This window comes from Limnohabitans sp. INBF003 (assembly GCF_055396645.1).
Window position 1 is genome coordinate 2,697,642 of record NZ_AP029222.1, and the last position, 26,602, is coordinate 2,724,243.

The window sequence follows — 26,602 nt, forward strand, 5'->3', positions numbered from 1 at the left end:
GAAACGGGCAATCCCCAATTGAGGAATCAGTCTGAGAAAATGACTGAGCAGTCTAGGTTGTGAATCTCACATCCGATGACCCCGCAAAACCCCGGAGGGTTTTGCCCAACGCAGAAAGGAGCACACCATGCGTTTGAGCACCAAGAGCCGATTTGCCGTCACCGCCATGATCGACGTTGCGCTGCGCGAAGACCGCGGCCCCGTGTCATTGGCCGCCATCAGCGTGCGTCACCAGATTTCGCTGTCCTATCTGGAACAGCTGTTCAGTAAACTGCGCCAGCAAGGCTTGGTCGAAAGCACCCGCGGCCCAGGCGGCGGTTATTCGCTGTCGCGCAATGCCGAAAAAATCACCATGGCCGACATCGTCGGGGCTGTGGATGCGCCTTCGGACGAAGAAGCGGCAGCCGAAGGGGGCTGGATGAACAGCGAACTGTGGGCCAGCCTGAACGAAAAAATGCTGACCCATCTGCAATCCATCAGCTTGCGCCAACTGGTGGCAGAGCAGCGCACCAAGGGCGTGACCGTGGAGCCTGCGCCCGCCCCGGCCGTCAAACGCGGCGTGTTTGCCAAGCCCAAAAGCACATTGAAGATCACCGCGCCCAATTCGGTGTTTGCACTGGCGGGCACCTTGATGCCTTCACGAGGCTGATCGACCTCAAGCTTCATAAAAACCCGCTTCGGCGGGTTTTTTATTGGGCGTTTGAAAAGTGTGAAGCTCGCCGATAAGCCGGATTCTGTGCACAGCGGTTGCCCGCTGTGTGACCGCCATTACTCTGGGCCGGGGGTCGCCCACCCGGCTCGATGCTACCTACCCGCCAACTCACCCCGCGGAACCACAGGGAGAAGCGGTGCGGCGAACCGCGCCACTTCAGGAAGGCCTACTTGGTATTGCTGCGCGTAGAGATTGCCCGTTTCACCCGAACTGAATCGGCTCGTCTCTGTTGCTCTGATCCTCACCTCACGGTGGAGAGGCGTTGCCTCCTACGCTGTCCTGTGCAGTCCGGACGTTCCTCCAGTGCCTCCTTTCGGAGATTGCACCAGCGACGGTCTGGCGAGCTTCACGAGGGTGATTATCGCCTGCGGGCATAAGCTCATGCCGCAAAAGGTCTGAACTTTCACGCACAATGTTTTTTTGTACCAAATTTTCAGCTAGGAGACCCCGCCATGAAAGCCCACACCATCCTCGACACCATCGGCAACACACCGCATGTGCGCATCAACCGCCTGTTTGGCGCGGGTGCCAACGTGTGGATCAAGTCCGAGCGCAGCAACCCCGGCGGCTCGGTCAAGGACCGCATTGCACTGGCGATGGTGGAAGACGCCGAAAAATCCGGTGCATTGAAGGCGGGCGGCACCATCATCGAGCCGACCTCGGGCAACACCGGCATCGGCCTGGCCATGGTGGCAGCCGTCAAAGGCTACAAACTGGTGCTGGTCATGCCCGACAGCATGAGCATCGAGCGCCGCCGCCTGATGCTGGCCTATGGCGCAAGCTTTGACCTGACGCCTCGCGAAAAAGGCATGAAAGGGGCCATTGCCCGCGCAGAAGAGCTGGTGGCCAGCACGCCCGGCGCTTGGATACCCCAGCAGTTTGAAAACCCCGCCAACATCGACGTGCATGTGCGCACCACCGCGCAGGAAATTCTGGCCGACTTCCCCGATGGCATCGATGCGCTGATCACCGGCGTGGGCACGGGTGGCCACCTGACAGGCACGGCTCGCGTGCTCAAAGCGAAATTCCCAAATCTCAAGGTATTTGCTGTCGAGCCAGCCGCTTCGCCCGTGATCTCGGGCGGGGCACCGGCACCGCACCCGATTCAGGGCATTGGCGCAGGCTTCATTCCGAAAAACCTCGACACCAGCGTACTCGACGGCGTGATCCAGGTCGATGCCGAAGCGGCCCGTGAATACGCCCGCCGCTCAGCACGCGAAGAAGGCATGCTGGTCGGCATCTCGTCCGGTGCCACGCTGGCGGCAATTGCACAAAAGCTGCCCGAACTGCCGACTGGCGCCACCGTGCTGGGCTTCAACTACGACACGGGTGAACGCTACCTGTCGATTGAGGGGTTTTTGCCTGCGTAAAAAAACCATCGGCGACAAACCGCCACAAATGGTGGGCCATACCCTTGCTCCGTCTTGCTGCGTCGACTGCCTTAAAAATTATGCCTTATGTTTTAATAAATAAGATTCCAATTTGAATTCACGGATGAGGCAGCCCATGCAAAAAACCATCATTTCACTGATCCTCACACTTTTGTTGGGCCTTCATGCGTCCGTCAGCGCCATGACTTTGGAACGGGTGAATCAAGATCTGTTCGCCACTGGCCCCACGGTAGACGAGGATTTTCTGAAATTCAAGGAAGCTTTTTCCAAAGAAGGCATAGAACGCCTGATCTTGGTCAATGGCACCGGTGGTGATCTGTGGACCGGGATGCGTGTGGCGCGCATGGTGCAAGTGGCAAAAATCAAAACGGTGACATCCGGCTTTTGCATGTCGGCTTGCTCCTTGATTTTCATTGCGGGTCAGCAGCGTGCCTTTGGCACGGGTTACTTACCCCGTGCAACCATGGTGGGCATACATGGGGCGAGCACAAAAGATACAAAAAAAGTGCTCACAGAAGCCATGCCACAGATGTACGCCTTGTACAAGCAACAAATGGGGGACAAGTTCGACGCGCCCGTCATCAGCCAGGCCCTTTATGACATCAAAGAAGCGTATGGTTTTTTACGAATTCGTGAAATACAGCGCAACCAGGAAAAAGACCGCACTCCCTGGTTTTGCCCGACAAGCCAGACCCCTTTGATGGAGTGTCAACAACACACCGGCAAGGACGCCTACTCACTCGGTGTGGTAACCCAGACAGAAACCGAAATATTGGCACTGCCAACCAGCATGCAAACCCGACTGGGGTTTTATGGTCGCCCGCTGACACCACCGACCACCGACCCACAAGGTCATGCGGAAAAACTCCTTGAAATCATCTGTGCAGACAATGCCCTGTGCAAAAGCAAGGCAGAACGGGACATCCAAAACTACGCTTCATCGAGCATCCATAAATCGGTAGCCGTTGGCTGGGGTGGGCAAGGTTACGGCATTCGCGTCGGAGACGATGACCCCAGCATGGCCATGCACAGAGCCCTTTACTCCTGCAACCATCGAACCAACACCCCCAAACTGTGTCGACTGGTCACGGTCAACGACCACGAACTGTTGCCGCTTTATGAAGAAGCGCACAACCAGACGTCCACGTTATTGCAAGGTCTGAAAATGCCCGATGCGGCCCGCGTGCAAGTGGAACGTGATGAGCCAGGCAGCAGCACACCGTCCAAACTGCTTTACGGCAATCACATCACAGGGATGACACCCAAAGCCCTGGAAGGCATCCGCCGGGTGGACTCGGCAGAACTGGCAACCGCACTGTTGCAAAACACCCGCCCAGTGCTCATTGATGTGACGGGCGCTGGCCCGTCAATCCCGGGGGCGCTGAATTTCTTGCATGCAGGTCTGGCTTTCACAGACGAAAAAAGAGAAGTCGCGTACGAAGAACGCTTTCGCCAGATGCTGCAAGCGGCTGCGCCCGACCCCAACCAGCCCGTGGCTTTTTACTGCAGCGGTTCTGAATGCTGGCTGTCGGTGAATGCCGCTATGCGGGCACGAAAAATCGGGTACACGCAAGTCATGTGGTACAGGGGCGGCATCACCGCCTGGGTGCGGTTGGGCTTACCCACCGTACAGCGAACACCCGTTGCCATCTTGAACTGAAATCAGGTCTTTGCTGATCCCAGGAGGATCGTGCAGCCAAAATGCGCACCTAAGCCAGAGATAATCACCCCTGCTTGCTTGATAACCACAAGCCACAGAGGTTGCCATGATCCGAATTTCAGAACTCAAACTCCCCCTCTCGGCCCTGCCGGTTGAAGTGCGTCGCTCGGCCGACGCGCCTTCAGAGACCGACGAAGACCGTCTGCCCACACCCCACCCCGAAAAGGCTCTGCGCCAACTGGCAGCGCAAGCGCTGGGCATTGGCGATGGAGACATTGCTGCGCTGAAAGTGTTCAAACGCAGCTTTGACGCCCGCAAAGCCGACTTGTTGGCGGTGTACATCGTGGACATCACGCTGACCGACGCCATCTCCGAAAACGCCCTCCTGTCAAAACACAGCGCCAATTCGCACATCCAGCCCACACCCGACATGGCATGGCATGGCCCCTGCCTTGCCCCGGAAGGCTTTGGGGCAGCAGAAGGCGAGCGCCCCGTGGTCGTCGGCTTCGGACCTTGCGGCATGTTTGCGGCGATGGCGCTGGCGCAAATGGGCTTCAAACCCATCGTGCTGGAGCGAGGCAAGCCGGTGCGTGAACGCACCAAGGACACTTGGGGCCTGTGGCGCAAAAAAGTGCTCAACCCCGAAAGCAATGTGCAATTTGGCGAAGGCGGCGCAGGCACCTTTTCCGACGGAAAGCTCTACAGCCAAATCAAGGACCCGCGCCACTTGGGACGCAAGGTCATGGACGAATTCGTCAAGGCTGGAGCTCCGGCCGACATCCTGTTTGCAGCGCACCCGCACATTGGCACCTTCAAGCTGGTCAAGGTGGTGGAAAACATCCGTGAGCAAATCATCGCGCTGGGCGGCGAGATTCGTTTCGAGCAACGCGTGATCGACGTGCTGCTGTCACCCTCCACCGAGGGTCACCAACTGACCGGCCTGCAAGTGCAAGACCTGCACACAGGCCAACGCCAGACGTTGCACACACGTCATGCGGTTCTGGCCTTGGGCCACAGCGCGCGCGACACGTTTGTCATGCTGCACCGCCGCGGTGTGGCCATGCAGGCCAAAGCCTTTTCAATTGGCGTACGCATCGAACACCCGCAAAGCGTGATCGACCAAGCCCGTTGGGGCCGCCATGCGGGTCACCCCCTGCTGGGCGCAGCCGATTACAAGCTGGTGCACCACGCGCAAAATGGCCGGGCCGTCTACAGCTTTTGCATGTGCCCTGGTGGCACCGTGGTGGCGGCCACCAGCGAAGCTGGCCGCGTGGTCACCAATGGCATGAGCCAATACTCGCGCAACGAACGCAATGCCAACGCAGGGATGGTGGTGGCGATTGACCCACCTGATTACCCACTGGACACCGCAGCTTGGCAAGCCGCCTTTGGTGACGAAGACGGCGCAGTGTTGGCACAAGAAGCCCAAACCCTGTCGCGCCAACAACCGCCAGCAGCACATCCACTGGCGGGCATCGTGTTGCAGCGCCAACTGGAAACACGGGCTTTTGAAGTGGGCGGCAGCAACTACGAAGCGCCTGGTCAATTGGTAGGTGACTTTCTGGCCAAGCGCCCATCCACCACTTGGGGCAGCGTGCAGCCGTCGTACAAGCCGGGCGTCAAACTGGTCGACTTGGCCGATGTGCTGCCCGACTACGCTGTGGCTGCCATGCGTGAAGCCTTGCCCGTTTTTGGTCGCAAGATCAAGGGCTACGACATGGCCGATGCCGTGCTGACCGGCGTGGAAACCCGCACCTCATCGCCCTTACGTATCCCACGTGGCGAAGACCACCAAAGCACCAACACCCGGGGTTTGTACCCCGCAGGGGAAGGCGCCAGTTATGCGGGAGGCATTTTGTCAGCGGGTGTTGACGGTATCAAAGTGGCCGAATCTTTGGCGCAGCACATCACATCCTGACACCGCCCAAAACAACGCGTGGCCATCATGCGTTGGGGGCTCCTGCCATTTTTTGGTGACAAGAACAGGCCTGCTCAGCCAAGCGCTGCGGCGACGTGATGTGCAAGTGGCCTTTATGCACATCAAAACCGGATGCGTTTTGAGCATCAGACGGTTCAAGCAAATGCCGAACGGACATCGGTAACGCATGAAAATTCAAGTCCAGATTGGCGTGAGGATATTGCGCTACACAGTGCAAAAGCCAACTGGCCAAATGCTGTTCGGCCGTGTGGTGGTGCAAGCAAAACGCCCATTGGGCCATTTGCCCGATCAGGCTTTGTGTTGCAGCTGTGGTGTGCCACAACCAAGACGCATAGCGAATGGGATCCGCTGCCACAGGAGTCCAGTCGACGCGGTAAGCGCGACCAGGAACCATCACATGGGACTGAATGGCACCCCTGCCCACCTGTCCTGGAGCGACACACCCGTGCCATCCCACCACCGCGAGAATAGCGTCCGCTGAATTCTCTGAACCCAAAGTCATCAACGCATCCACCGGAAAATAAACAAACCGGTCTGACGCATCAGAATCGGACGCCAAAGGGCCAGTCGACAGGTCAACGCACACGGGCTTCAAATCAGGTTGAAGTGCGCCCTCTGCAAGCATCGAAGCCAGCAAGGCGTTTTCAATTTTTTTGGTTGACAAATACGTGCACTCCAGACGCCTGAATTTACTCCCAGTACAACCCCCAAAGCTGCTGGTTTTGGCGCGCCTTTATTCTATGTTCTTTATCGAACACTTGAATCCATGCGGGTTGTGGTCAACTTGTGAATCTTGCGGCATATACTCTTCGAGCTTTTAGACAAGCTCCAGATCCACCGATCTTTCAGCCACTCCACAACCCATTTCAACACCACTGGCACCGGGTCAATTTCCGTGACGCTCTTAACCAACGGACTCATCTTTCAGCTGGCCAAGGAAGATCAAAACCGTGTGCAGCGCATCTGTCACCCGGTCAAGTTGGTTGCAGGGCAAATCCTGTGTGATGCGGCTCAACAAGAAACGCCCAAAGTCTATTTTTTAACGGGCGCATGCGTTGCCTTGTTGATTGAGAGTCCGCCGCACAACTCTTTGGCCGTGGGTTTGGTCGGCGCAGAAGGCGCCATCGGCTTGGGGTCCGTGCTGGACATCGGCCTCGAAAATTTGCGATTTCGCGTACAAACCGCCGGCGATGCCTGGATCGCAGAAAGTGCAGACCTGGCGCTGCTGCTGCACCAACGCCCAGGAATGTTGTGGGCCATCTCTCAATATCTGTGGGTGTTGGCAGCCCATGTGGCCACCATGGCCGCATCCATTCAGTTCGATGACATCACCACCCGACTTGCACAATGGTTGGTGCTGTCGGCAGACCGGGCGCAAGCGCAACATCTGCAACTGACACACGAGCACTTGGCTCAAATGCTCGGCGTCCGACGTGTCAGCATCACCCTGGCTGCAGGTGAACTGAAAGAGCGCGGGGTCATTGACTACCAAAGAGGCGTTATCGACATTCTGGACATGACCGGTTTGTGTCAAATCGCACACAAAACCCGGAACATCTCACAGGTTTGATAAAAATCAGCAAATCCAAATATTTCCAAAAAAGTTAAATATATGTTCGACATCGAACCAAATTAACAAATCGATACTGATAAATTGAAACGGAGTCCCGCATGGCAATTAACATTTATGCAAACTACGTTAAACACAAACAAAATAATTGATTTTTTATCTGATTCGATACTAGAAGAGTGGTCTCCCTATTTTGAGCCGGTTGAGTTGGCACTGGGCCAAGTACTTTACGAACCAGGCCGCATCATCGGGCATCTGTATTTCCCCGTCACTGCGATCGTGTCCTGGGTTCATGTTCTCGAAAACGGGGCCTCGACCGAAATCGCCATCACCGGTCGCGAAGGGGTGGTTGGCATTTATTTGCTCATGGGCGCCTCACAAACCAACAACCGAGCCATTGTGCAAAAAGCCGGGGCAGCCATTCGGATTCGTTTGAGCGTGGTGCTCAACAGCTTTAACCAGGGCAATGTGGTTCAAAGGGTATTTTTGCGCTATGCGCAAACCTTGATGAATCAGATTTCCCAAGTCTCCGTTTGCAACAGGCATCACCCCTTGGAACAACAACTGTGCCGCATGCTTTTGCTCACGCTGGACAGGCAAGACAACAAGACCATTGTCTTGACCCACGAATTGATGGCCAGCATGTTGGGGGTTCGCCGCGAAGGCGTGACCCATGCCGCTCGTCGTTTGATGAATGAAAACATTCTTCACTACAGCCGAGGCAACATCACCGTGCTGGACCGAGAAGCCCTGGAAGACCGGAGTTGCGAGTGCTACAACGTGATCAGCCGTGAATATGATCGTTTTTCAAGCATGCCCCACTGAAGCCAACAGGGGGCACTGCATCAAACTGAAACCATCTGATTGCGAATTGCGTAGCGGGTCAAGTCTGCCACTTTGTGCAAGCCAATCTTGCGCATGATGTTGCGGCGATGCACCTCCACGGTACTGGGGGCAATCTGCAGATTGCGTGCAATTTCTTTGGACGAATAACCGTCGGCAATCAGACGAAGAACCTGTTCTTCACGACCTCCGAGTTGCCCTTTCAAGCTGATATCGCCCGATCTGGCCTTGCGAACGCTCTCCATCATTTCAGTGGCGGCCGCCTGACACAAATACACACGGCCTGCCGCAGCAGCGCGAATCGCCGACATCAATTCATCGATGCTGCTGGTCGTTGAGACATAGCCTTTCGCACCAGCATCCAATATCTCAATAATAGAATTTCGATCCGAGTCACCAGAAAAAGCCACCATGTTCTTGGCAGGTTGATGGTGCGCAATCTGATGCATCAACTCAATGTCTTTCGAGTCATTGGCCTGCATGCCAATCAACACCACATCAGGATCGACCTGGTCGCACAGGGCATTGGTCGTCGCACCGTTGTCAGAGATGCCTACCAAATCCATGTCATGGTGCGTTCGCAAGACCGCTGCAATACCTTCAGACACCACCTTATGCTTGGAAGAAAGCAAAACTCGAATTGACATGTCACGTCTCCAAAGATGGGGCGAAAACCCCTTTTTGTTGCAAAGTCAAGCCATTCATTCGTGTTCCACATCTCCTGAAAACCAGCACCACTTTAGGCGATTGTTGAGAAAGTGTATGCACCAGAACGTCCACAGAATGTGCGGTCCAGCACATATGACACAAATAAATGAATGTTTTAACGCGCCATCACTGAACCATGGAACCGCCTTGTGAACCGCTCTTTCCAGGCAACGATAAATCGTTCATTTTTTCACTGATATGGAGCACTTCTTTGAGATGCTCGTGTGCGTTGAAAGAGTGGTGCTTGGACAATTTGGCGTGGTGCAAAGCGGCCTTGAATGCGCCAGCCTCATGGTGCCTTGCGGCCTCTTTGTTGCGTTGGTACGCATGCAGCAACTCCTCTGAAGCACGTCGGTAGTGATCGCCCATATTTTCGTTGTAGGCTTTCTCAAGCATTTGGTTTTCTTGGGTCATTTCAGCTCCTAGTCATGTGTCGCATCAATGATGAATGCCGATTTAAAAAATATCTGTGAGATGGCTCACATCAACCCATGCTCTTGCATGTAGCGCTGCAAAGACATGCGGCCTGGGCAGTTGAGCTTTTGGTAAATGTGGTGCAGATGAAGTTTGGCCGTGCCCTCGCTGATGAACAGCTTGGTTGCAATTTTTTTATTCGGCCACCCCTCCGTCACCATGCGTGCTACGGCCATTTCACGTGGCGTCAACAGGTGCGATGCGTGGGCATTTTTCTTTTGTTGCTCCAACAAAAGCGACATCGTCTTGACCGTCAAATCGCGGTCAAGCCACTTGCTGCCCTCGTGCACAGACTTGATACACCGGGCCAAAATTTGCTTGGACTTTTCTTTGGAAACCAAGCCAGGCACATCCAGATCCAGTGCCCTCATCACTTCGCCAATCGGTGCACCGGTAAAAACCACCGGCCGCGTTTGCAGATTTTTGGCTTTGATCTCCTCCAACAAGGCCAGCCCGCTTCGTTGGTTCAAAGACAAATCCATCACCAAGATGTGCGGCCGGTGCTGCTCCAAAGCCTGCAAAGCGGCATCGCCCGTTCTGACGCACGACTTGACTGAAAATTCGGGTGAATCCTGAAACACATGGGTCAAACCTTCCAGCATCACCGGATAGGGGTCTGCAAGCACAATATCAATGCACATCGGTCATGTCCTCATCAAGGGTTATCACAGGCTCGACGGTCATTTCAAGAAGGTCAAACTTCGCCTGATCGTTGCCATCAGAATAGGACGCCCTTGCGTTCTTTGTGATCCTCTGAATTGGTGAAACCCGCTACGTTCAAACCAGTAAACGCACAAAAATGGGTAGTTGAAATGGCAGTTTTTTGCACCGCAAAAATGCCTCTCAAACAACCCGCACCATGGGCTCACCGAAAAACGGTATGTTTGAGATGCCGCATGTGGTTGGGTGTGGTGGCGGGCTTGTTGTCAAGGTGTTCACAGGCGTGACGAAAACGCAGCAGTGTTTTTTGTGCACGGCCCAAAACGCTGTCAGGCTCATAACCGCCCACACCCAGGGTGCCAAAGCACACGCCCGTCAAAAGCACCAACCCCTCACCCGCTGTATCAGCCATGTGAATGTGAAAACGCCCATCGGCCACCGCCTTCACCACGCGTTCATCCAGCATCAAATGCCGTCGGTTGCGGCTGGGCATCAAAACCCCTTGCTGACCATCCAGACCCAAGCTTTCACAGCTTCGGAAGTAGCCCTCAATCTTTTCGTTGATGCCCCCGACAGGCAACAACTCACCATGCTGGTTGACCGCCCCTGTCACGGCAATGCCCTGACGCAGGGGGACACCAGACAAACTCGAGAGCAAGGCATAAAACTCGGCACACGAAGCCGAATCGCCTTCGACCCCGCTGTACTCCTGCTCAAAGACAACGGCTGCGTTCATGGCTAAAGGTGCAATGTGCGCAAACAAGGACGACAAATAACTGTGCAAAATCAGCACACCCTTGTCATGGATGGGCCCCGACATCTCGACTTCCCGTTCGATGTTGAGCAAACCCTCTTCACCGGCATACGTGCAAGCGGTGACCTTGACCGGAAAGCCAAACCGGTAATCCCCCAAATCCAGCACCGTCAAACCATTGATCTGAGCCAGCCGCTCACCAGAGACGCCCAACAGGCGCTCACCATCCACAAGCGTCTCTTGCAAACGCTGCTCAGCGTAGTTGTGGCGATGAATACGGGCCTGTCTCGCGGCGCAGACATGCTTGGCATCCACCAGTGGATGGCCTTGTTGCCTGGCCAGAGCAGCGCTTTCGATCACCAGGGCTTCTGTCAAAGCAAAGATCGCGCTTTGGCGATGCTGGTCGTCCGCCTCACGGTGGGTTTCTTCAATCAAGGCCGCCACGGCCGCTGCCGAAAAATGCGGCAGGTTCATTCTGCGGCAGGTATGCCCCACAAAAATGGCCGTGGCATGGGCCGACTCGATGGTGGCCAAAAAGCTCTCGGCAAAATCGACCTTGCACCGAAAGCGTCGCACAAATTCAGGGTCAGCTTCTTGCACGGCGTAATACTCGTCACCCGAAGCGACCAAAACAATCTTGACATGGACATCCACCGCCTCGGGCTCCAATGACACCGCGGCCATGGGGGCATACATCATGCCGGGCTCCTCGATCTGCAAGCGGCCATTGCGCATGAAGCGGCGCAGTTTTTCCCACACATGGGGATCCCCCAGCAAATCACGCAAATGCAACATGAGAAATCCCCCATGCGCCTTCAGCAAACTACCGGCGCGAATGCGGGAAAAATCCGTCACCAACTCGCCGTTGTCCGACTCGTATTCAATGCTGCCAAACAACATTCTGAACAAGGGGTTGTCCTCGCGAATGACAGGCGCACCCTGCAAAGCGTGGTTGTCCACCACCAGATTGACACGAAACAAGGACAACACCGCCGCCAACGCGTCGAGCCGCACATCCTCTTCTTCCCCTGGCTCAAAAAGTTCCAGGTTTTCAAGCACGCTGTTTTGAATCTGTTCCAGAAACGCACTCAGCTTGACCAGCTCCTGCACGGGCTGGTTCAGTGCAGATCGGATCAACTGCAACTCATGGTCCAGCATGGGCTTGAGTGTTTGCCTGCGCAACGCAGACAAGCCCTCATTCATCACCCGCTCCATGGCCCGCATTTTTTCGAGATAACGGCTGATTTCCTCCCGGAGAGACGCTTCTACGAGATCGATTTCGGCGCGCTGCTCAGGCCCCAAGGCCAAAGCCTTGCCCGCCGTGACCGGCTCACCCTGGTCGTCTTTCAAGGTAAACACCATGTGCCCCTGATCGCGCATCAAGGAAAAGCGGTGTGCCTCGGCATAGGCACTGAGCGCCAGATAACCGCGGTCTTCTTCGGTTTTGTAAGCGGCTTCGATCCGCTTGCTTTCAGCCTTGAAGTCGTCTTGCCCCAAACGCTTGGGCACCTCGACCTGCAAGCGCTTGGCCAACTGGATCATGGCTTGGCGCAGCACACGCCCCTGCCCCGCCTTGAGGCGCAAAGCACGCGGGCGTTCTGGCTCTTCAAAGTTGTGCAAATAACAAAGATCTGGGGGGACCGGGCACTTTTCGGCATGCCTGTGCATCATCTGGCTGAGCAATGTTGTGCGCCCGCTGCCGACCTCCCCCAATACAAACAAGTTGTAATCCGGCTCGGTCATGCCCATGCCAAACTCGGCCGCTTGTTTGGCGCGTTCCTGCCCGATCCAGGGCAAGGGTTCATGCAGCAACTCGGACGTGTCCAAAAAACCCAACGTCTGAGGCGCTACCGTTCTGCGCAGTTGGTCGGCCGTCAACTCAAAGCATTGGCCCATTGGCGCTGTCGCGGTCAGGTTCATGTCAAACGCTTTCATCGGTTACACCCAAGCCAAGATGCTGGTTTGCACGGGTGCCAATTTAGGACTGAACAGCACATCTTTCTGTTGGCTGCATCACCCAATCCAAACAAGGGACAATGACGGCATGCAACCTTCATCCCCTGACACCAAGCAAGTGCGCAACCCATTGCATGGCCTGACCCTTGAAGCCATCGTGACCCAGCTGGCCGACCATTACGGCTGGGACGACCTGGGCACGCGCATCCCGATCCGCTGCTTCACGCACGATCCCAGCGTGGGCTCCAGCCTGAAATTTTTGCGCAAAACGCCTTGGGCGCGCGACAAGGTGGAAAGCCTTTACCTGTTCATGCTGCGCGACCAAAAGCGCCAGCAACGCACAGACGACTGAGCGCTGGTGCGCCAGCCAACAGACGCACCCGTCTGTCGCTTTTATGGTGGATGCCTGTCTTTCATCCTCAACCCCCATTCAAGCGAGTTCACATGACCCAAGCACCATCCACCCAGGAAAAACTGAGCACGGTTGCCGCAGGCATCACAGGCACATTGCACGACGCCGCACAAGACGCCAAGCCGGTTTTTGAACGCACCGTTGATCGTCTTTCTGACAGCATCAGCGACATGGCCCATCACAGCCGAGATGCTGCCGTGGAAGCCAAAAAACTGCTGGAGAAAAAAACACAAAGAGTCACATCGACCGCAGAGCATTACATCCATTGCGCGCCGTTCAAGTCGGTGCTGATCGCCGCAGGCGTGGGTGCAGCGGCAGCCACAATCGTGAATTGGTTGACACGTTCACGCCCTCACTGATGTCCAGGCTTTTGCTCAAGCTGTTGCTGCTGCCACCGGCCCTGCTCAAAATGCATGTTCATGGTTATGCCGATCTGGCCTCGGAGGAATGGGAGCGGCAGCGCTGCATCTGGAAAACCCGGCTGCTGATCGGCGTCATGGCCACGGTCAGCGGGGTCCTAGGGCTCTTGCTGGCCGGGGTTTCCTTGCTGCTCTGGAGCGCATTGCCCGTGGTCGATGGTCGCAGCGCATGGGTCATGTGGTTTTTGCCTTTGACGTTGGGTCTGTTATCGCTGGTGTGTTGGGCGTGGGCCAGGCGCATCAAGATGTCACCCCCGTTTGACAAACTCAAAGCGCAAATCGCGCTGGACATTCTGGCCTTGCGGCAAAGCCAAGAAACATGAGCACACCACCGTCTCCCGAACAACGACTGGAGGTCTCGCGTGCGCTGTGCCTTCAGGCCTTGCGGCAACCCGCATGGCTTTTGCTGGTGCAGCGCGTGTGTGCCAAACCGGCACACAGCGCCAGCAACGCACCCGGCGACACACCTGGGCAAAGCCTTGCTGAGACACTTTTAAGTCAATGCGTAAAAGCGTTTCTTGACCAGCTCGACAACAAACACATACGCCAAGGTCAAAGCGATCATGCCCAGCATCAAGGGCCCCGGTAAAGGCACAAACCCGAAAACCACACTGAAGGGCAAATAAGGCAATGCCAGTGCCACCACCAGCACCACCAGCGTGCTGACCCACAACAGCCGGCCTGGCCGGCTTTGGTAAAACGGACGCCGGGTCCGCACCACCAGGGCAATGACCAACTCGGTCATGAGCGATTCGACAAACCAGCCCGTTTGAAACTCTGGCGCAGCGGCTTTGAATATCCACAACAAAGCCCCAAAGGTCAAGAAATCAAACACCGAACTGAGCAAGCCAAAAACCACCATGTAGTTGCGAATGAACCGGGTGTTCCAGTGCCGGGGTTTGGCCACCCACTCGGGGTCCACGCGATCGCCCGCAATGGTGGCGGCGGGAATGTCCGACAAAAAGTTGTTGAGCAAAATCTGGGAAGCCAGCAGCGGCAAAAACGGCAAGAAAACAGAAGCCACCGCCATGCTGACCATGTTGCCAAAATTGGCACTGATGGTGGTCAGGATGTATTTGAGTGTGTTGGCAAAGGTCACCCGCCCCTCGTCAATGCCCTGGCTCAAGATGCCCAGGTCCTTGCGCAACAGCACAAAGTCTGCGGCATCCTTGGCCACATCCACAGCCGTGTCGACCGAGATGCCCACATCGGCTGCATGCAGCGCCAGCGCATCGTTGATGCCATCGCCCATGTAACCCACCACATGCCCGGTTTTTTGCAAAGCGAGAATGATCCGCTCTTTCTGGTTCGGATCGACTTCGGCAAAAACAAGCGTGTTTTTTGCGGCATGCATGAGCGCGTCATCGGCCATGTCATTGAGCTCTCGCCCCGTCAAAATACTCCCCTCAGGGAACCCCACCACCTGCACCAAGTGCTTGGCCACCTGCCGGTTGTCGCCTGTGATGACCTTGAGCTGAACACCCCGCTGCGCCAAATCCTGCAGGGTCTGGCGCACATCGGGCTTTGGCGGGTCCATGAACAACAAGAACCCGTCAAAATTCAAGCCCGATTCATCCGTGCGCACATAAGGCGTGACGCGCTCGTCAATGGGTCGAGACGCCACACCCAGGACGCGATAACCCTGAGCGCTCCAGGCTTCAAACAAGGTGACCAAACGGGCGCGCTGGTCATCGTCCAGCGGGCTGCGGTCTTCACCCTGCGTGGTGCACAAAGACAGCACTTTCTCAAAGGCCCCTTTGGTGATCAGGGTGCACCGGCCAGGCCCTTCCGACACCACCACCGACAAACACTTGCGCACAAAGTCATAGGGAATTTCATCCACCTTGGTAACGACTGCAATATCCACCTGAGCTTGGCGCACCGCCACACCAATGGCATCGTCCAGCGCATTGGCCAAGCCCGACTGGTGCTGGGCATTGATCCCTGACAGACGCAACACTTTGGCCGATGCCACGCCCTGGGTGTCCAATGCCCCATCAAGGGCCACCACGCCAGCGGTCAAGGTGCCTGTTTTATCGGTACACAGCACATCCATGGCGCCCAGATTTTCAATCGCATTCAGCCGGCGCACGATCACCCCCAGCTTGGCCATGCGGTTGGCACCATGCGACAAGGTGATGCTGACAATCGCGGGCAGCAGCTCCGGGGTCAACCCGACCGCCAAAGCCAGCGCAAACAACAAAGAATCAATGGGAGGCTTGTTCAAAAAAACATTGATCGCCAAAACAAGCACGACCATCACCAGCATGACGCGGGTCAACAAATAGCCAAAACGATGAACACCCCGTTCAAAATCGGTCATGGGTGGACGCAAAGCCAGTTTGAGTGCGATTTTTCCGAACACACTGGCCTTGCCCGTCTGCACCACCAAAGCACGCGCTGTGCCGCTGCTGACACTGGTGCCCATGAACACGCAGTTGCTGCGCTCACTCAAACTGGCTGACTCCGCCACCACACCCGGCTTTTTCTCGACCGGAAAGGTTTCACCCGTGAGCACCGCCTGGTTGATGAAAAAATCTTTCGATTCCAAAACCACGCCATCGGCGGGTATCAAGCTGCCAGCGGACAACACCACCACATCGCCAGGCACTACGCTTTCGGATGGGATCGTTTTCAGCCGCCCATCGCGCAGCACCTGAGAGTGGATTTTCACTTTGGCACGCAAGCGCTTGATGGCGTTGCTGGCCACGTATTCCTGCGTGAACCCCAACAAAGTACTGCCGAGCACGATGGCCAACACCACACCCGCATCCACCCACTCGGCAGCCACCATCGATATGACCGACGCCACCATCAAAATCAACACCAGGGGATTTTTGAACTGGCTGATCAGCAAACCCAAAAACGTGGCCCCCTGTGTCGCATCCAGCACGTTGGCCCCCCAACGCCGGAGTCTGTCACTGGCTGTTTTTTGTGTGAGCCCCCCCGTTTTCGAGGCCATCTCCTGCGTCAAATCCTCTGCAGTCCGACTCCAATAGGCCCCCATGTCAGCCTGTGACGATGTGCTGGAATGGACACCATTTCTGGCATTGACCTTGAAGTGGGACACGGCTGCTCCTTGACGCCATTCATTCGCAAGCGGATCTGCTGAACGAGGCAAGCACGATCATGCGCAGCTCTTGCCGGGCAGCACATGACTTGGGTCAAGTTTTGAGTAGGGCCTTTTCTGGTTGGCCCGATAGGGTGGGGCCGATCTGGTCGGTGTTGAGCATCGTGCCCCGGCATTTTTTGGCACCGCAACGGCAGGCATAGCGGGCCTTGAGTGCGTCGGTCATCGGTTCGTCGCTGAACAGGCTGTAGTCAAACGTCAACTCTTCGCCCCGAAACACCGGCCTGCGCGTTTTGATGAAAATGCGCCCCTTCACCAGATCGGGCACGCAATTGGGTCGGCACGAATGGTTGATCCATTTGGAATCGTTGCCGCCATACAGCGCGTCGATCACGCGACCATCGTCCAGATGAAAATAAAACGTGTGGTCGGGGTTGTTGGCGTCGTGCGGATGGCGGCGAATCGCCTCGGCCATGGTGATCACCTCGCCCACGTATTCGATGACCTTTTCACCCGCCGCCATGTGGCGCGTGGCGAATACGCCTTTGCCATGCACATCGGAAGACAGCACCTCAATCGGACTGATGGCTGACGAATGACTCAAAACGGACTCACAAGAAGACAAGAAAAAGGGCGGAGTCTGACTATAAAGACTTTGTGCGGCATTTCTATCAGAGGAAGTAAAGTCTTCGATGGGAAAACATCATGAATCTTGCTGTTAAATTTCCCCAATTCAGGGACACCTTTGATGGTCTTTTTGATACCCGGAAAATGCCAACACGGAGCACTCATGAGTGCTGCCTTTAACTTTTGAGAGCACCTCTGCCATGACGATCTTGACCCCAGGCCCATTGAAAACCGATGCTGCGACCGGTCTTTCCTACCGCCTCATGCAACCACAACCCAACTCGGCACGCCGCTGCCTGGTGCTTTTACACGGCGTCGGCAGCAACGAATTGTCAGTGGCAAGTCTGGCTCAAGGGGTCACAGATGACACATTGGTGGTGCTGGCACAAGGACCGCTGACGCTAGGGCCGCAGCAGTTCGCCTGGTTTCAGGTTGCCTTCACTTCCAGCGGGCCGCGCATCGATTCCGAACAAGCTGAGCGCAGCCGCCTGGCCTTGGTTCAATTGCTGGCCGAATTGCAGCAGCAATTCGGTGTACTGCCCGAGCAAACCGTCATCGCGGGCTTCAGCCAAGGCGGCATCGTGAGCGCAAGCGTGGCTTTAACCTCGCCTGAGTCTGTGGCTGGGTTCGGTTTGCTGTCGGGGCGCATCTTGCCCGAGATCGAACCCTTTCTGGCCAGCAAAGAGCGCCTGTCGAATTTGAAGGGCTTTTTGGGCCATGGCGAGTACGACAGCAAGCTGCCGGTTGACTGGGCATACCGCGCTCACGAATGGCTGGACAAACTGGACGTGACTCACACCCTGAGCCTGTACCCCATCGACCATAGCATCAGTGAACAGATGCATGCTGACTTTCTGGGCTGGTGGACTCAATTGGGCTGAACGATCAGACGAGGCTCATCATGGAAAAAACCAGCATCGACGAAACCACCCTGCGCGCCGCTTATGCGAGAGCGCGGCGGCACTCGCCAGAATCACAAGCCATTGTGGTGTTGCAACTGGGCGATGACCGATCGATGCTGGCTTTGGGTACAAACGCGACGCCACTTCAGATGGCATCACTTGAACTTGGACTGCAAGGACTCGCACATCGACTCTTTCCAGGCGGACGCTTGAGTGAAATGGCCATTGAGCAAGCCATTGCCGAAGTCGAAGACATCGTGATGCCGTGGCACAACAAGCTGCCCCCTTCAGCACAATTGTTCACGGACGATGCCTCAATGGCTGAATTGGCACAGTGGGCCGGAATGCCCGACAAGGCCACGTCATGGCTGCTCACAACCGAAGCAGTCGAACACCTGTTCAATCGCTGGGTGTCTCTGGCACAAGGGCGTCCTGCGAGTCAGGACGCGCTACCCACCACGGGGCAGTTTTCCGCAACATTGCTGGTGCTGCGGGAATGGTTGCACCATCTGGGGTTTTTGGGCATCACGGTTTTATAAACGCGTCGCTGAACAACAGCCGTTTTGTGTTTCCTCAATTGCGTCAGAGGGTCGGCCAGCGTCACTCCACGGTGGCAGACACAACTCGCTTCTACCTTTTCCAGAACGACCGCCGAATTGGGCTCGCTCTTTGAGTCCTTCAAAGGTAAAAGCGAGATCACTCCACCGTCACGCTCTTCGCCAAATTCCTCGGCTTGTCCACATCCGTCCCCCTTGCGCAAGCCGTGTGATAGCTCAGCAACTGCAACGGCACCACATGCAGGATGGGTGAGAGCACGCCGTAGTGCTCAGGCATGCGGATGACGTTCACGCCTTCGCTGCTTTCTATTTTTGTATCGCCGTCGGCCAGCACATACAGCACGCCGCCACGGGCGCGCACTTCCTGCATATTGCTCTTGAGCTTTTCCAGCAGTTGGTCGTTGGGCGCCACCGTGACCACCGGCATGGCGCTGGTGACCAGCGCCAGCGGGCCGTGTTTGAGCTCGCCCGCCGCATAGGCTTCGGCATGGATGTAGGTGATCTCTTTGAGCTTGAGTGCGCCTTCGAGGGCGATGGGGTAGTGCGTGCCCCGGCCCAGGAACAGTGCGTTTTCCTTGCTGGCAAATTCTTCGGCCCAGCTGATGATTTGTGGCTCCAGCGCCAGCACGGCTTGCAGCGCGGCGGGCAGGTGGCGCATGGCTTTGATGTGCCCGGCCTCTTCTTCGTCAGACAGACGACCCTTGGTCTGCGCCAACGCCAGTGTCAGCAAAAACAAACCCGCCAGCTGCGTGGTGAAGGCCTTGGTCGATGCCACGCCGATCTCGGCCCCGGCGCGGGTCACATACGCATGTTTGCATTCGCGCACCATCGCGCTGGTGGACACGTTGCAGATGGTGAGCGTGTGCGTCATGCCCAGGCTTTGCGCGTGGCGCAGTGCGGCCAGGGTGTCGGCGGTTTCGCCGCTTTGGGTGATGGTGACGATCAGCGTGTTGGGGTTGGGCACCGATTCGCGGTAGCGGTATTCGCTGGCGATCTCGACCTGGCAGGGCACTTTGGCGATCGCCTCGATCCAGTACTTGGCCACGCAGCCGCTGTAATAGCTGGTGCCGCAGGCCAGGATCAGCACGTTGTCAATCGCCTTGAAGGTGCTGTAGGCGCCGTCGCCAAACAGCTCGGGCGTGATGCCTTCGACGCCTTCGAGCGTGTCGGCAATCGCGCGGGGCTGCTCGAAGATTTCCTTTTGCATGTAGTGGCGGTAAGGGCCCAACTCGGCCGCGCCGCTGTGGGCGTGCACGGTTTTCACGGCGCGGGTCACGGCCTTTTGGTCGCGGTCGACCACCCAGTATTTGCCCAGCTGGATGTCGACCACGTCGCCTTCTTCCAGATAGACGATCTGGTCGGTCACGCCCGCCAGTGCCATCGCGTCGCTGGCGAGGAATGTTTCGCCCTGGCCTACGCCCAAAATCAAGGGCGAGCCGGCACGCGCACCGATCACGCGCTGCGGCTCGTCCTTGTGGAACACCGCAATCGCATACGCACCGTGCAATTGGCGGATGGCGGTTTTGACGGCTTCAAAGATGTCGCCGTCGTACACGCTGTCCACCAAGTGGGCGATGACTTCAGTGTCGGTCTGGCTGGTGAACACATAGCCCTTGGCCTGCAGGGCGGCGCGCAGTTCTTCGTGGTTCTCGATGATGCCGTTGTGCACCAGTGCGACCTTGCCTGGCTTGGCGTCGGCCGCGCCTGTGCCGTGGCTGAAATGGGGGTGCGCGTTGTGCACAGCAGGCGCGCCGTGTGTGGCCCAGCGGGTGTGGGCAATGCCGGTGCCGCCTGTGATGTGGTCGGCGCTGACCTGGTCCATCAGCTCGGCCACGCGCGAGGTACTGCGGGCGCGTTGCAGGCCGCCTTTAGGCCCGTTCGCGCCGTTCAGGCTGGCCGCATGCACCGCCACGCCGCAAGAGTCATAGCCCCTGTATTCGAGCCGTTGCAGGCCTTGCACGAGAACAGGAACGATGTTGCGGGAAGAAACTGCGCCGACGATGCCACACATGGAGGGGCTCCTAAATAAGAGGGGATGGCAGCGATGTTAGGTATGCCTTTTAAAAATATCAGATCAATTTTTCTTTATTTATGGATTTTTATTTCACCAAACACAACAAATGGAATTTTATTTCAATAAAATTGAAACCATGGAACAAAATGAACTTGATGCCATTGACCTGCAACTGCTCGACAGCCTGCAGCGCGACGCCAGCCTGAGCAATGTGGCCTTGGCCGACAAAGTCAATGTCTCGCCACCCACCTGCCTGCGCCGCGTCAAGCGCCTGACCGAGGGTGGCTGGATAGAGCGGCAGGTGGCCGTGCTCAGTGCAGACCGGCTCGCCAACACGCTGGGCCATGGCCTGACGGCGCTGGTCGAGGTGTCGCTCGACAAGCAAGGCAGTGAACACCTGGATACCTTTGAAGCCCGCGCCGTGGCGCATGACGCGGTGCAGCAGTGCTGGCGCGTGTCGCCTGGGCCCGATTTCATGCTGGTGGTGCAGGCCCGCGACATGCCGCATTACCTGACGATCAGCCAAACGCTGTTCACGCAAGACGCCAACGTGCGCAACGTGAAGGCGTTTTTTGCGACCAAGCGGGCCAAGTTCACAACGACGTGGCCTGTGCTGAAGCTGGCTGCGGCCTGAACTCCGAAGGGGGGCTTTGTGGAGGCGTGCCCCCGCGCGCGAACATCAGCCGGAGCCACAGCACACATTCGGCCGCAGGGGCGGCCTCCCACAAAATTCAGCGCCGAGCTTGCTTATTTTTTCTTCTGCGGCCGCGTCCAGTTGGCGATGCTGATCTGCTTGCCGCGCGCCACGCTCAAAGCACCCGGTTCGGTGCTCTTGGTGATGGTGGAGCCACCGCCCACGGTGCCGCCTGCGCCAATGGTCACCGGGGCCACCAGCACGCAGTTGCTGCCAATGTGCACATCGGCCTCGATCACGGTGCGGTGCTTGTTGGCCCCGTCATAGTTGGCCGTGATGCTGCCCGCGCCGTAGTTCACGCGTTCGCCCACCGTAGCATCGCCCAGATAGGCCAGGTGGTTGGCTTTGGCGCCCTTGGCCATGGTGGAATTCTTGACTTCGACAAAGTTGCCGATGTGCACCTCGGCCCCCAGCTGCGCGCCGGGGCGCAGACGGGCAAACGGGCCGATCAAGGCGCCCTCGCCCACGGTCACGCCGAGTTTTTCGCCGTCGATGTGGGTGAAGGGGTTGATCACCGCGCCTACGGCGATGGTGCAGTTGGCGATGACGCAGTTCGCGCCAATCTGCACGCCTTCGCCCAGCGACACCCGCCCTTCAAAAATGCAATTCACGTCGATCTCAACGTCTTGCGCGCAGTCAAGCTGGCCGCGCAAATCAAAGCGGGCCGGGTCCTGCAGGCGCACGCCTTGCTCCATCAGACGGTGCGCCTGGCGCAGTTGGTGAGCACGCTCCAGCTCGGCCAGTTGCACCGGGCTGTTGATGCCAGCCACTTGCAACGCATCGGTGATCTTGTGCGCCACCACGGGCACGCCGTCGGCCACGGCAAACTTGACCACGTCGGTCAGGTAGTACTCGCCTTGGGCGTTTTGGTTGTCCAGCCGGGCCAGCCAAGCTTTGAGCCAGCGCGCAGGCACGGCCATGATGCCGCTGTAAACCTCGTTGATCTGGCGTTGGGCGTCGGTGGCATCTTTGTGCTCGACGATGGCTTGCACCACCGCTCCTGGACCTTGGCTCTGCCCCTCTCCACCGCGCACAATGCGGCCGTACCCGGTAGGGTCGGCAAAGTCGATGGTGAGCAGCGCCAGCTTTTCGCCGCCGCACTGGGCGATCAAGGCTTGCAGGGTGTCGGCCTGCGTCAGCGGCACATCGCCCGACAAAATCACCACCACCCCGTCATCGGCCAGCGCGGGCACCGCCTGCTGCACGGCGTGGCCGGTGCCCAACTGGGGCTCCTGGCGCACGCATTGCACTGCCAACGCCTGGCCCGGGGCCAACAGCACAGGCTCCACCTGGTCTGCCCCATGGCCGGTGATGACCACGGCCGAGCGGGCGTTCAGCTGAGCAGCGGTGTTCAGCACATGCTGCACCAGCGGCACGCCAGCCAACCGCTGCAAGACCTTGGGCAGGCGGCTTTTCATGCGGGTGCCTTTGCCGGCGGCCATCACGACAACGTCAACAGGGGACTGAACTGGGGTGGGCATGTGGTCAAACTTTCTCAAATGGCCACAGGTATGTGGCGGTCTTCAGATACAAATCAATTATCGCCGCCTGCGTCCCGCCTATGATCGCCCCACACTGGCACGTGGGCCATCACTGGCTAGGTGGGGCGTTCCGGACCTTTCTCATGGGCGATGCCATGACGGACACGGACACCCGGTTGCGGTCTCTCAGCCCATAAGGATTCAATGATTCGACAAATTGCTGCCATCCTGACCCTGCTTTTGCTGCAAGGCTGCAGCGCCATCAAGCTGGGCTACCAACAGTCACCCACGCTCGCCTATTTGTGGCTGGACAGCGCTGTGTCTTTCAATGAAGCGCAGACTGACCGTGCCAAAGAAGCTCTGAGCAACGTGCACCGCTGGCACAAAAACCAGGAACTGGCCTCTTACCTGGACCTGTTGCAGCGCAGTGCCGAACTGAGCCAAGGCCCCGTGCAGGCCAGCCAGGTGTGCAGCGCCTGGGCCGATATACAAACCACAATGGACCGCAGCATGCGGGTGGCCATTGCCCAAGCCGCCCCCGTGGTGCAAATGCTCGGGCCTCGGCAACTGAGCCACCTGGCCCGGCATCAGGAAAGCAAAAACGAGGACTGGGACAAGCAATGGCTGCAAGGCAGCGCCAGTGAAAGGCTCGAAAGACGCCTGGAAAAAACGCTGGAGCGCTACCGTTCTTTTTACGGCGACTTGAGCGCAGCGCAAATTGCACTGGTCAAAACCCAGGTGAGCCAGTCGGCGTGGAGCCCGGAGTGGGGTCGGCATGACCGGCTGCGGCGCGAACAAGACCTGCTGTCCACCTTGCGGCAAGTGACGCAGTCCAAAGCACCATCAGACCAGGTGGAGGCCGCGTTGATGGGTGTCTGGCAGCGCTGGTTCATGCCACCCGATGAAGCAGGCCGCGCTCTGGTGCAAAAAATGACCCAACAAGCCTGCGACAACCTGGCCCAACTGCACAACACCACCAGCACCGAGCAACGCCAGCGGGTGGCGCGCACGGTGCGTGGCTATGAGCGGGACATTCGCGACTTGATCAAGCCTTGAGTCCTGCTGCTGCATGCGGCCATGAAGACATTCGGCCGCAGGGGCGACCTCCCACAAGGGGCGGCAGCGCCTTGGCTCGGGCATTCGGCCGCAGGGGCAGCCTCCCACGGGGGGAGATGCCCCTTGCTGGAAGCTTCAGCTTTGCAGCGCTTTCCACATCTCCATATCGCGCTCGGCGGTCCAGATGCGGGGGTTCTTGATGCCACTGGCTTCGTCGTAAGCGCGGGTCACGTCAAACGGCAGGCAGTGCTCGTAAATGAACACATGGCCAAACACCGGGTCCATGCTCTTGCGGGTGTGGGCCATGGCGGCTTTCAGGTCCATCTTGGCGGCCACCGCTTCTTTGCCCGCTTGGAACAAGGTGGTCACCCAGCGCTGGGTGTAGTCCAGCGCCTTGTTGACGTTGGCGTTGCCTTTCATGGCTTCGCCGCGGCCGGGCACGATGTATTCGGCCTTCAGAGCGCGGAGAGCTTCCAGCGTGGCGGGCCACTCTTCGAGCTGGGCGTCGCCCGTGTACACACCGGCTTCGTACTCGACCAGGTCGCCCGAGAACAGCACTTTTTCTTCTTCGACCCAGGCAATCGTGTCGCCACGGGTGTGACCAGGGCCCGGATGCCAGATCTGCACCACCACGCCACCCAGGTTGATGCTCAGTTTGCCGGGCACTTCGCCTTTTGTGGGGTTGCCGCCGCCGACCACCATGGTCGGCCAGGTCAGGCCGGGCACGCTGTCAGCGCCACGGAACAGGCGCGGGAAACGCTCCATCTCGCTTTTCATGTCTTGCGCGCCGCGTTCCTGGATCAGGCTCAAGGTGCCTTCGCTGGCGATGATCTCGGTCGCCCCTTCGGCAGCGTAGGCATAAGCGCCCAGCACGCGGACCGCGTGGTAGTGGGTCAACAGCACGTATTTGATGGGCAGGTCGCTGACGGTGCGGATCTTCTTGATCAGGTCTTGCGCCATGGCGGGGGTGGCGGTGGCGTCGCTGACCATGATGAAACGGTCACCGATGATCACGCCCGAATTGGGGTCACCCTCGGCGGTGTAGGCCCAGCAGTGCTTGCTGAGTTGCTCGAAAGTGATCTTCTTTTCATCCAGATCGGCTTGGCTGGCGAAGGCTTTTGTGGGGGCTTGGGACATGTGAATGGCTCCGGTCAATGAATGAAGGGATTTTACCTAAACGAAATGCGTTACGCATTGTTGAATTTCAACAATGTCACATCCGCCTGTTCAAGTCACTTGCTGTGTGTAAGCCCTGGTGTTTTGTAGGAGCTTGCCTGCAAGCGATGCACCCGCAAACCACAACCGCCCCATCGCCAGCAGGGCTGGCTCCTACAGGACGCAGGGCCTGCGAGATCAGGGCCGATGCGTCAGCCCAGCCCCTTTTCCAGCATGGAGATGACTTCATCGGCAAAGGCCGCATAGCTGATCGGGCCGCCTGGGCGCAGCCAGGTGAAAGTCCAGTTGATCATGCCCAGCAGCATCATGGTCAGGGCGGTCTGGTTGGTCGGGGTCAGGCGCTCGGGGTAGGCGCGTTTCATGAAACGGGTCATGGCGGCCACGATGTCGCGCTGACGGTTGAGCACCAGTTCTCGCGGGGAGATGGGCTCTGCACCCAAGGCCGGATCGGGGGCATCGCTCAAGAACTGCGTGTCATTGAGCAAGGCCGCGTGCCGGGTCGCCGAGGTTTCGTACTCTTGCAAAAACGCCCGCACCAGCTCGTGCAGGGCGGCCCGGTCATTCAGGTCTTTGCGCTGTGCGGTGGCCTCGGTCTGCGCAATCAGCGCCAGCAGGCGCTGGGTGTGGCGGTCCAGCAGGTCAAACAGGATCGCTTCTTTGCTCTCGTAATAGTGGTACAGCCGCGCCTTGGACGTGCCGCAGGCGGTGGCGATCTCGTTCATGCTGGCGGCAGGGTAGCTGCGCTGCGCAAAACATTGCGCGGCGATGTCGAGGATCGCGTCGCGCTTGATGTCGTGGGTTGCTGATTTGGGTCGGGCCATGGCGGCATTCTGCCAGCCATGACTCTATTGCCCATTCGGGGGTCAGCCGGTCAAACGGGCGCGCACGGCTCAAACCGGCAAGTCACAGGCCTGCGGTGCACGCGAAAAAGGACGCCACAACCCACGCACCAGACGACCTGTCGCCCAACCCACCCCTCCCCAAGCTTGCAACCACTGCCACGCCAACTCGGGCAGACCATTGCCGAGCGACCGTTGTGGCGACAGACAAGGCGGCATTTCGCGCCAGTCAAAGTGCAGGGCTTCGTGGGCGTGACGCGCCTCCATGACCAAACGGGCTCCAGCAGGCACATCGATGATTTGCCCGGCTTCCAAAAAATGGTCCCCATCGCTTCGGGCCCCATGCCCGGTCGGTTTGTCCCAGGTGATCCATGCGCATCCCTGCACAATCAACAACTGGCTGTCTTTGCGGGGCAGCAGGCTCATGGCGCGCTGGGGAGCCAGATGCCAAGTACCTGTCCAGCGAACAGTTTTCAGTTTTTGACAGTTTTGCAAAGAAGTGCACAGATCGGGTTCGGCCATCGCTATCTCCTGGTTTCCATCGACACCGACAACATCGTCGGTACAGCCATGATGCAAGCCAAAGCATTCACCGTCCAATGAAAATACGCGCCCACATTGATGCATTCAAAGCATGAATTAAAAACCGCAGCCCCCGTATCATGGCCCTCACCATGCCACCGACCTC

The 26,602-nt window shown here is 57.8% G+C and carries 25 protein-coding genes and 1 other RNA gene; 13 read left to right on the forward strand and 13 right to left on the reverse strand.

What is annotated here, in order from left to right:
• Positions 1–127 precede the first annotated feature (127 nt).
• On the forward strand, positions 128–649 hold the full coding sequence (locus ACZ5VE_RS12395) for an Rrf2 family transcriptional regulator (RefSeq protein ID WP_464455461.1): 522 nt from the start codon (positions 128–130) through the stop codon (positions 647–649).
• Between the two features lie 58 nt (positions 650–707).
• Here ACZ5VE_RS12395 and rnpB read toward each other — a convergent pair.
• Positions 708–1,060: RNase P RNA component class A (gene rnpB / locus ACZ5VE_RS12400), an RNA gene on the reverse strand.
• Positions 1,061–1,164: 104 nt separating this feature from the next.
• On the opposite strand from rnpB, the gene cysK reads away from it, so the two are divergent.
• The 3 genes from cysK (at position 1,165) to ACZ5VE_RS12415 (ending at position 5,681) form a co-directional block, all read left to right on the forward strand.
• A complete protein-coding gene (gene cysK, locus ACZ5VE_RS12405) occupies positions 1,165–2,082 on the forward strand; it encodes a cysteine synthase A (protein WP_464455462.1) in 918 nt (305 codons plus the stop codon).
• A gap of 136 nt (positions 2,083–2,218) precedes the next feature.
• Positions 2,219–3,763, forward strand: a complete 1,545-nt coding sequence (locus ACZ5VE_RS12410; protein ID WP_464455463.1) for a rhodanese-like domain-containing protein — start codon at positions 2,219–2,221, stop codon at positions 3,761–3,763.
• Positions 3,764–3,869: 106 nt separating this feature from the next.
• Positions 3,870–5,681, forward strand: coding sequence for an NAD(P)/FAD-dependent oxidoreductase (locus tag ACZ5VE_RS12415; RefSeq protein WP_464455464.1), 1,812 nt, complete (start codon positions 3,870–3,872; stop codon positions 5,679–5,681).
• A gap of 25 nt (positions 5,682–5,706) precedes the next feature.
• Here the strand turns inward: ACZ5VE_RS12415 and ACZ5VE_RS12420 are convergent, their stop codons facing one another.
• Positions 5,707–6,339, reverse strand: a complete 633-nt coding sequence (locus ACZ5VE_RS12420; RefSeq protein WP_464455465.1) for a cyclic nucleotide-binding domain-containing protein — start codon at positions 6,337–6,339, stop codon at positions 5,707–5,709.
• 258 nt (positions 6,340–6,597) lie between these two features.
• Here ACZ5VE_RS12420 and ACZ5VE_RS12425 point away from each other — a divergent pair, with 258 nt between their 5' ends.
• Positions 6,598–7,272, forward strand: a complete 675-nt coding sequence (locus ACZ5VE_RS12425; RefSeq protein WP_464455466.1) for a Crp/Fnr family transcriptional regulator — start codon at positions 6,598–6,600, stop codon at positions 7,270–7,272.
• A gap of 279 nt (positions 7,273–7,551) precedes the next feature.
• A complete protein-coding gene (locus tag ACZ5VE_RS12430) occupies positions 7,552–8,097 on the forward strand; it encodes a Crp/Fnr family transcriptional regulator (RefSeq protein ID WP_464455467.1) in 546 nt (181 codons plus the stop codon).
• Between the two features lie 20 nt (positions 8,098–8,117).
• Here ACZ5VE_RS12430 and ACZ5VE_RS12435 read toward each other — a convergent pair whose 3' ends face one another.
• The 4 genes from ACZ5VE_RS12435 to ACZ5VE_RS12450 all read right to left on the reverse strand — a co-directional run bounded on the left by ACZ5VE_RS12435 (position 8,118) and on the right by ACZ5VE_RS12450 (position 12,631).
• Positions 8,118–8,762 carry a LuxR C-terminal-related transcriptional regulator gene (locus ACZ5VE_RS12435; RefSeq protein WP_464455468.1) on the reverse strand — a complete coding sequence of 215 codons (645 nt, stop codon included), beginning with the start codon at positions 8,760–8,762 and terminating at the stop codon, positions 8,118–8,120.
• A 187-nt stretch (positions 8,763–8,949) separates the two neighbouring features.
• Positions 8,950–9,237 carry a hypothetical protein gene (locus ACZ5VE_RS12440; protein WP_464455469.1) on the reverse strand — a complete coding sequence of 96 codons (288 nt, stop codon included), beginning with the start codon at positions 9,235–9,237 and terminating at the stop codon, positions 8,950–8,952.
• 65 nt (positions 9,238–9,302) lie between these two features.
• Positions 9,303–9,938 (reverse strand): LuxR C-terminal-related transcriptional regulator, encoded by a 636-nt coding sequence (locus ACZ5VE_RS12445; RefSeq protein WP_464455470.1) that lies wholly within the window; start codon positions 9,936–9,938, stop codon positions 9,303–9,305.
• A 224-nt stretch (positions 9,939–10,162) separates the two neighbouring features.
• A complete protein-coding gene (locus ACZ5VE_RS12450; RefSeq protein ID WP_464455471.1) occupies positions 10,163–12,631 on the reverse strand; it encodes a Lon protease family protein in 2,469 nt (822 codons plus the stop codon).
• Positions 12,632–12,755: 124 nt separating this feature from the next.
• On the opposite strand from ACZ5VE_RS12450, the gene ACZ5VE_RS12455 reads away from it, so the two are divergent.
• From ACZ5VE_RS12455 to ACZ5VE_RS12465, 3 genes are all read left to right on the forward strand, one after another.
• Entirely contained in the window at positions 12,756–13,019 is a 264-nt protein-coding gene (locus ACZ5VE_RS12455; protein ID WP_464455472.1) for a VF530 family protein, read from the forward strand.
• A 92-nt stretch (positions 13,020–13,111) separates the two neighbouring features.
• Entirely contained in the window at positions 13,112–13,438 is a 327-nt protein-coding gene (locus ACZ5VE_RS12460) for a hypothetical protein (RefSeq protein WP_464455473.1), read from the forward strand.
• The gene (locus ACZ5VE_RS12465; RefSeq protein WP_464455474.1) at positions 13,438–13,821 is read left to right on the forward strand and encodes a hypothetical protein; all 384 of its coding nucleotides are present in this window, start codon (positions 13,438–13,440) and stop codon (positions 13,819–13,821) included. Before ACZ5VE_RS12460 ends, ACZ5VE_RS12465 begins: the two co-directional genes overlap by 1 nt.
• A 170-nt stretch (positions 13,822–13,991) precedes the next feature.
• On the opposite strand, the gene mgtA is transcribed toward ACZ5VE_RS12465, so the two are convergent.
• Entirely contained in the window at positions 13,992–16,460 is a 2,469-nt protein-coding gene (mgtA, locus tag ACZ5VE_RS12470; RefSeq protein WP_464455475.1) for a magnesium-translocating P-type ATPase, read from the reverse strand.
• A 202-nt stretch (positions 16,461–16,662) separates the two neighbouring features.
• Entirely contained in the window at positions 16,663–17,172 is a 510-nt protein-coding gene (locus ACZ5VE_RS12475) for an SET domain-containing protein (protein ID WP_464455476.1), read from the reverse strand.
• Positions 17,173–17,395: 223 nt separating this feature from the next.
• Here ACZ5VE_RS12475 and ACZ5VE_RS12480 point away from each other — a divergent pair, with 223 nt between their 5' ends.
• Both ACZ5VE_RS12480 and ACZ5VE_RS12485 read left to right on the forward strand, forming a co-directional pair.
• Entirely contained in the window at positions 17,396–18,076 is a 681-nt protein-coding gene (locus ACZ5VE_RS12480) for an alpha/beta hydrolase (RefSeq protein ID WP_464455478.1), read from the forward strand.
• Positions 18,077–18,096: 20 nt separating this feature from the next.
• Entirely contained in the window at positions 18,097–18,636 is a 540-nt protein-coding gene (locus ACZ5VE_RS12485) for a hypothetical protein (RefSeq protein WP_464455479.1), read from the forward strand.
• A gap of 157 nt (positions 18,637–18,793) precedes the next feature.
• Here the strand turns inward: ACZ5VE_RS12485 and glmS are convergent, their stop codons facing one another.
• Positions 18,794–20,665, reverse strand: coding sequence for a glutamine--fructose-6-phosphate transaminase (isomerizing) (gene glmS / locus ACZ5VE_RS12490; protein ID WP_464455480.1), 1,872 nt, complete (start codon positions 20,663–20,665; stop codon positions 18,794–18,796).
• A gap of 139 nt (positions 20,666–20,804) precedes the next feature.
• On the opposite strand from glmS, the gene ACZ5VE_RS12495 reads away from it, so the two are divergent.
• On the forward strand, positions 20,805–21,302 hold the full coding sequence (locus tag ACZ5VE_RS12495; RefSeq protein ID WP_464455481.1) for an Lrp/AsnC family transcriptional regulator: 498 nt from the start codon (positions 20,805–20,807) through the stop codon (positions 21,300–21,302).
• A gap of 113 nt (positions 21,303–21,415) precedes the next feature.
• On the opposite strand, the gene glmU is transcribed toward ACZ5VE_RS12495, so the two are convergent.
• Positions 21,416–22,843: a bifunctional UDP-N-acetylglucosamine diphosphorylase/glucosamine-1-phosphate N-acetyltransferase GlmU gene (glmU, locus tag ACZ5VE_RS12500; RefSeq protein ID WP_464455482.1), complete on the reverse strand. Its 1,428-nt coding sequence runs from the start codon at positions 22,841–22,843 to the stop codon at positions 21,416–21,418.
• Between the two features lie 204 nt (positions 22,844–23,047).
• On the opposite strand from glmU, the gene ACZ5VE_RS12505 reads away from it, so the two are divergent.
• Positions 23,048–23,899: a DUF6279 family lipoprotein gene (locus tag ACZ5VE_RS12505; protein WP_464455483.1), complete on the forward strand. Its 852-nt coding sequence runs from the start codon at positions 23,048–23,050 to the stop codon at positions 23,897–23,899.
• 135 nt (positions 23,900–24,034) lie between these two features.
• On the opposite strand, the gene ACZ5VE_RS12510 is transcribed toward ACZ5VE_RS12505, so the two are convergent.
• The 3 genes from ACZ5VE_RS12510 to ACZ5VE_RS12520 form a co-directional block, all read right to left on the reverse strand.
• Entirely contained in the window at positions 24,035–25,036 is a 1,002-nt protein-coding gene (locus tag ACZ5VE_RS12510; RefSeq protein WP_464455484.1) for an MBL fold metallo-hydrolase, read from the reverse strand.
• 230 nt (positions 25,037–25,266) lie between these two features.
• Complete coding sequence (locus ACZ5VE_RS12515) at positions 25,267–25,896, reverse strand: TetR/AcrR family transcriptional regulator (RefSeq protein ID WP_464455485.1); 630 nt, start codon at positions 25,894–25,896, stop codon at positions 25,267–25,269.
• Between the two features lie 69 nt (positions 25,897–25,965).
• Positions 25,966–26,436, reverse strand: coding sequence for a DUF2917 domain-containing protein (locus ACZ5VE_RS12520; protein ID WP_464455486.1), 471 nt, complete (start codon positions 26,434–26,436; stop codon positions 25,966–25,968).
• Between the last annotated feature and the right edge of the window lie 166 nt (positions 26,437–26,602).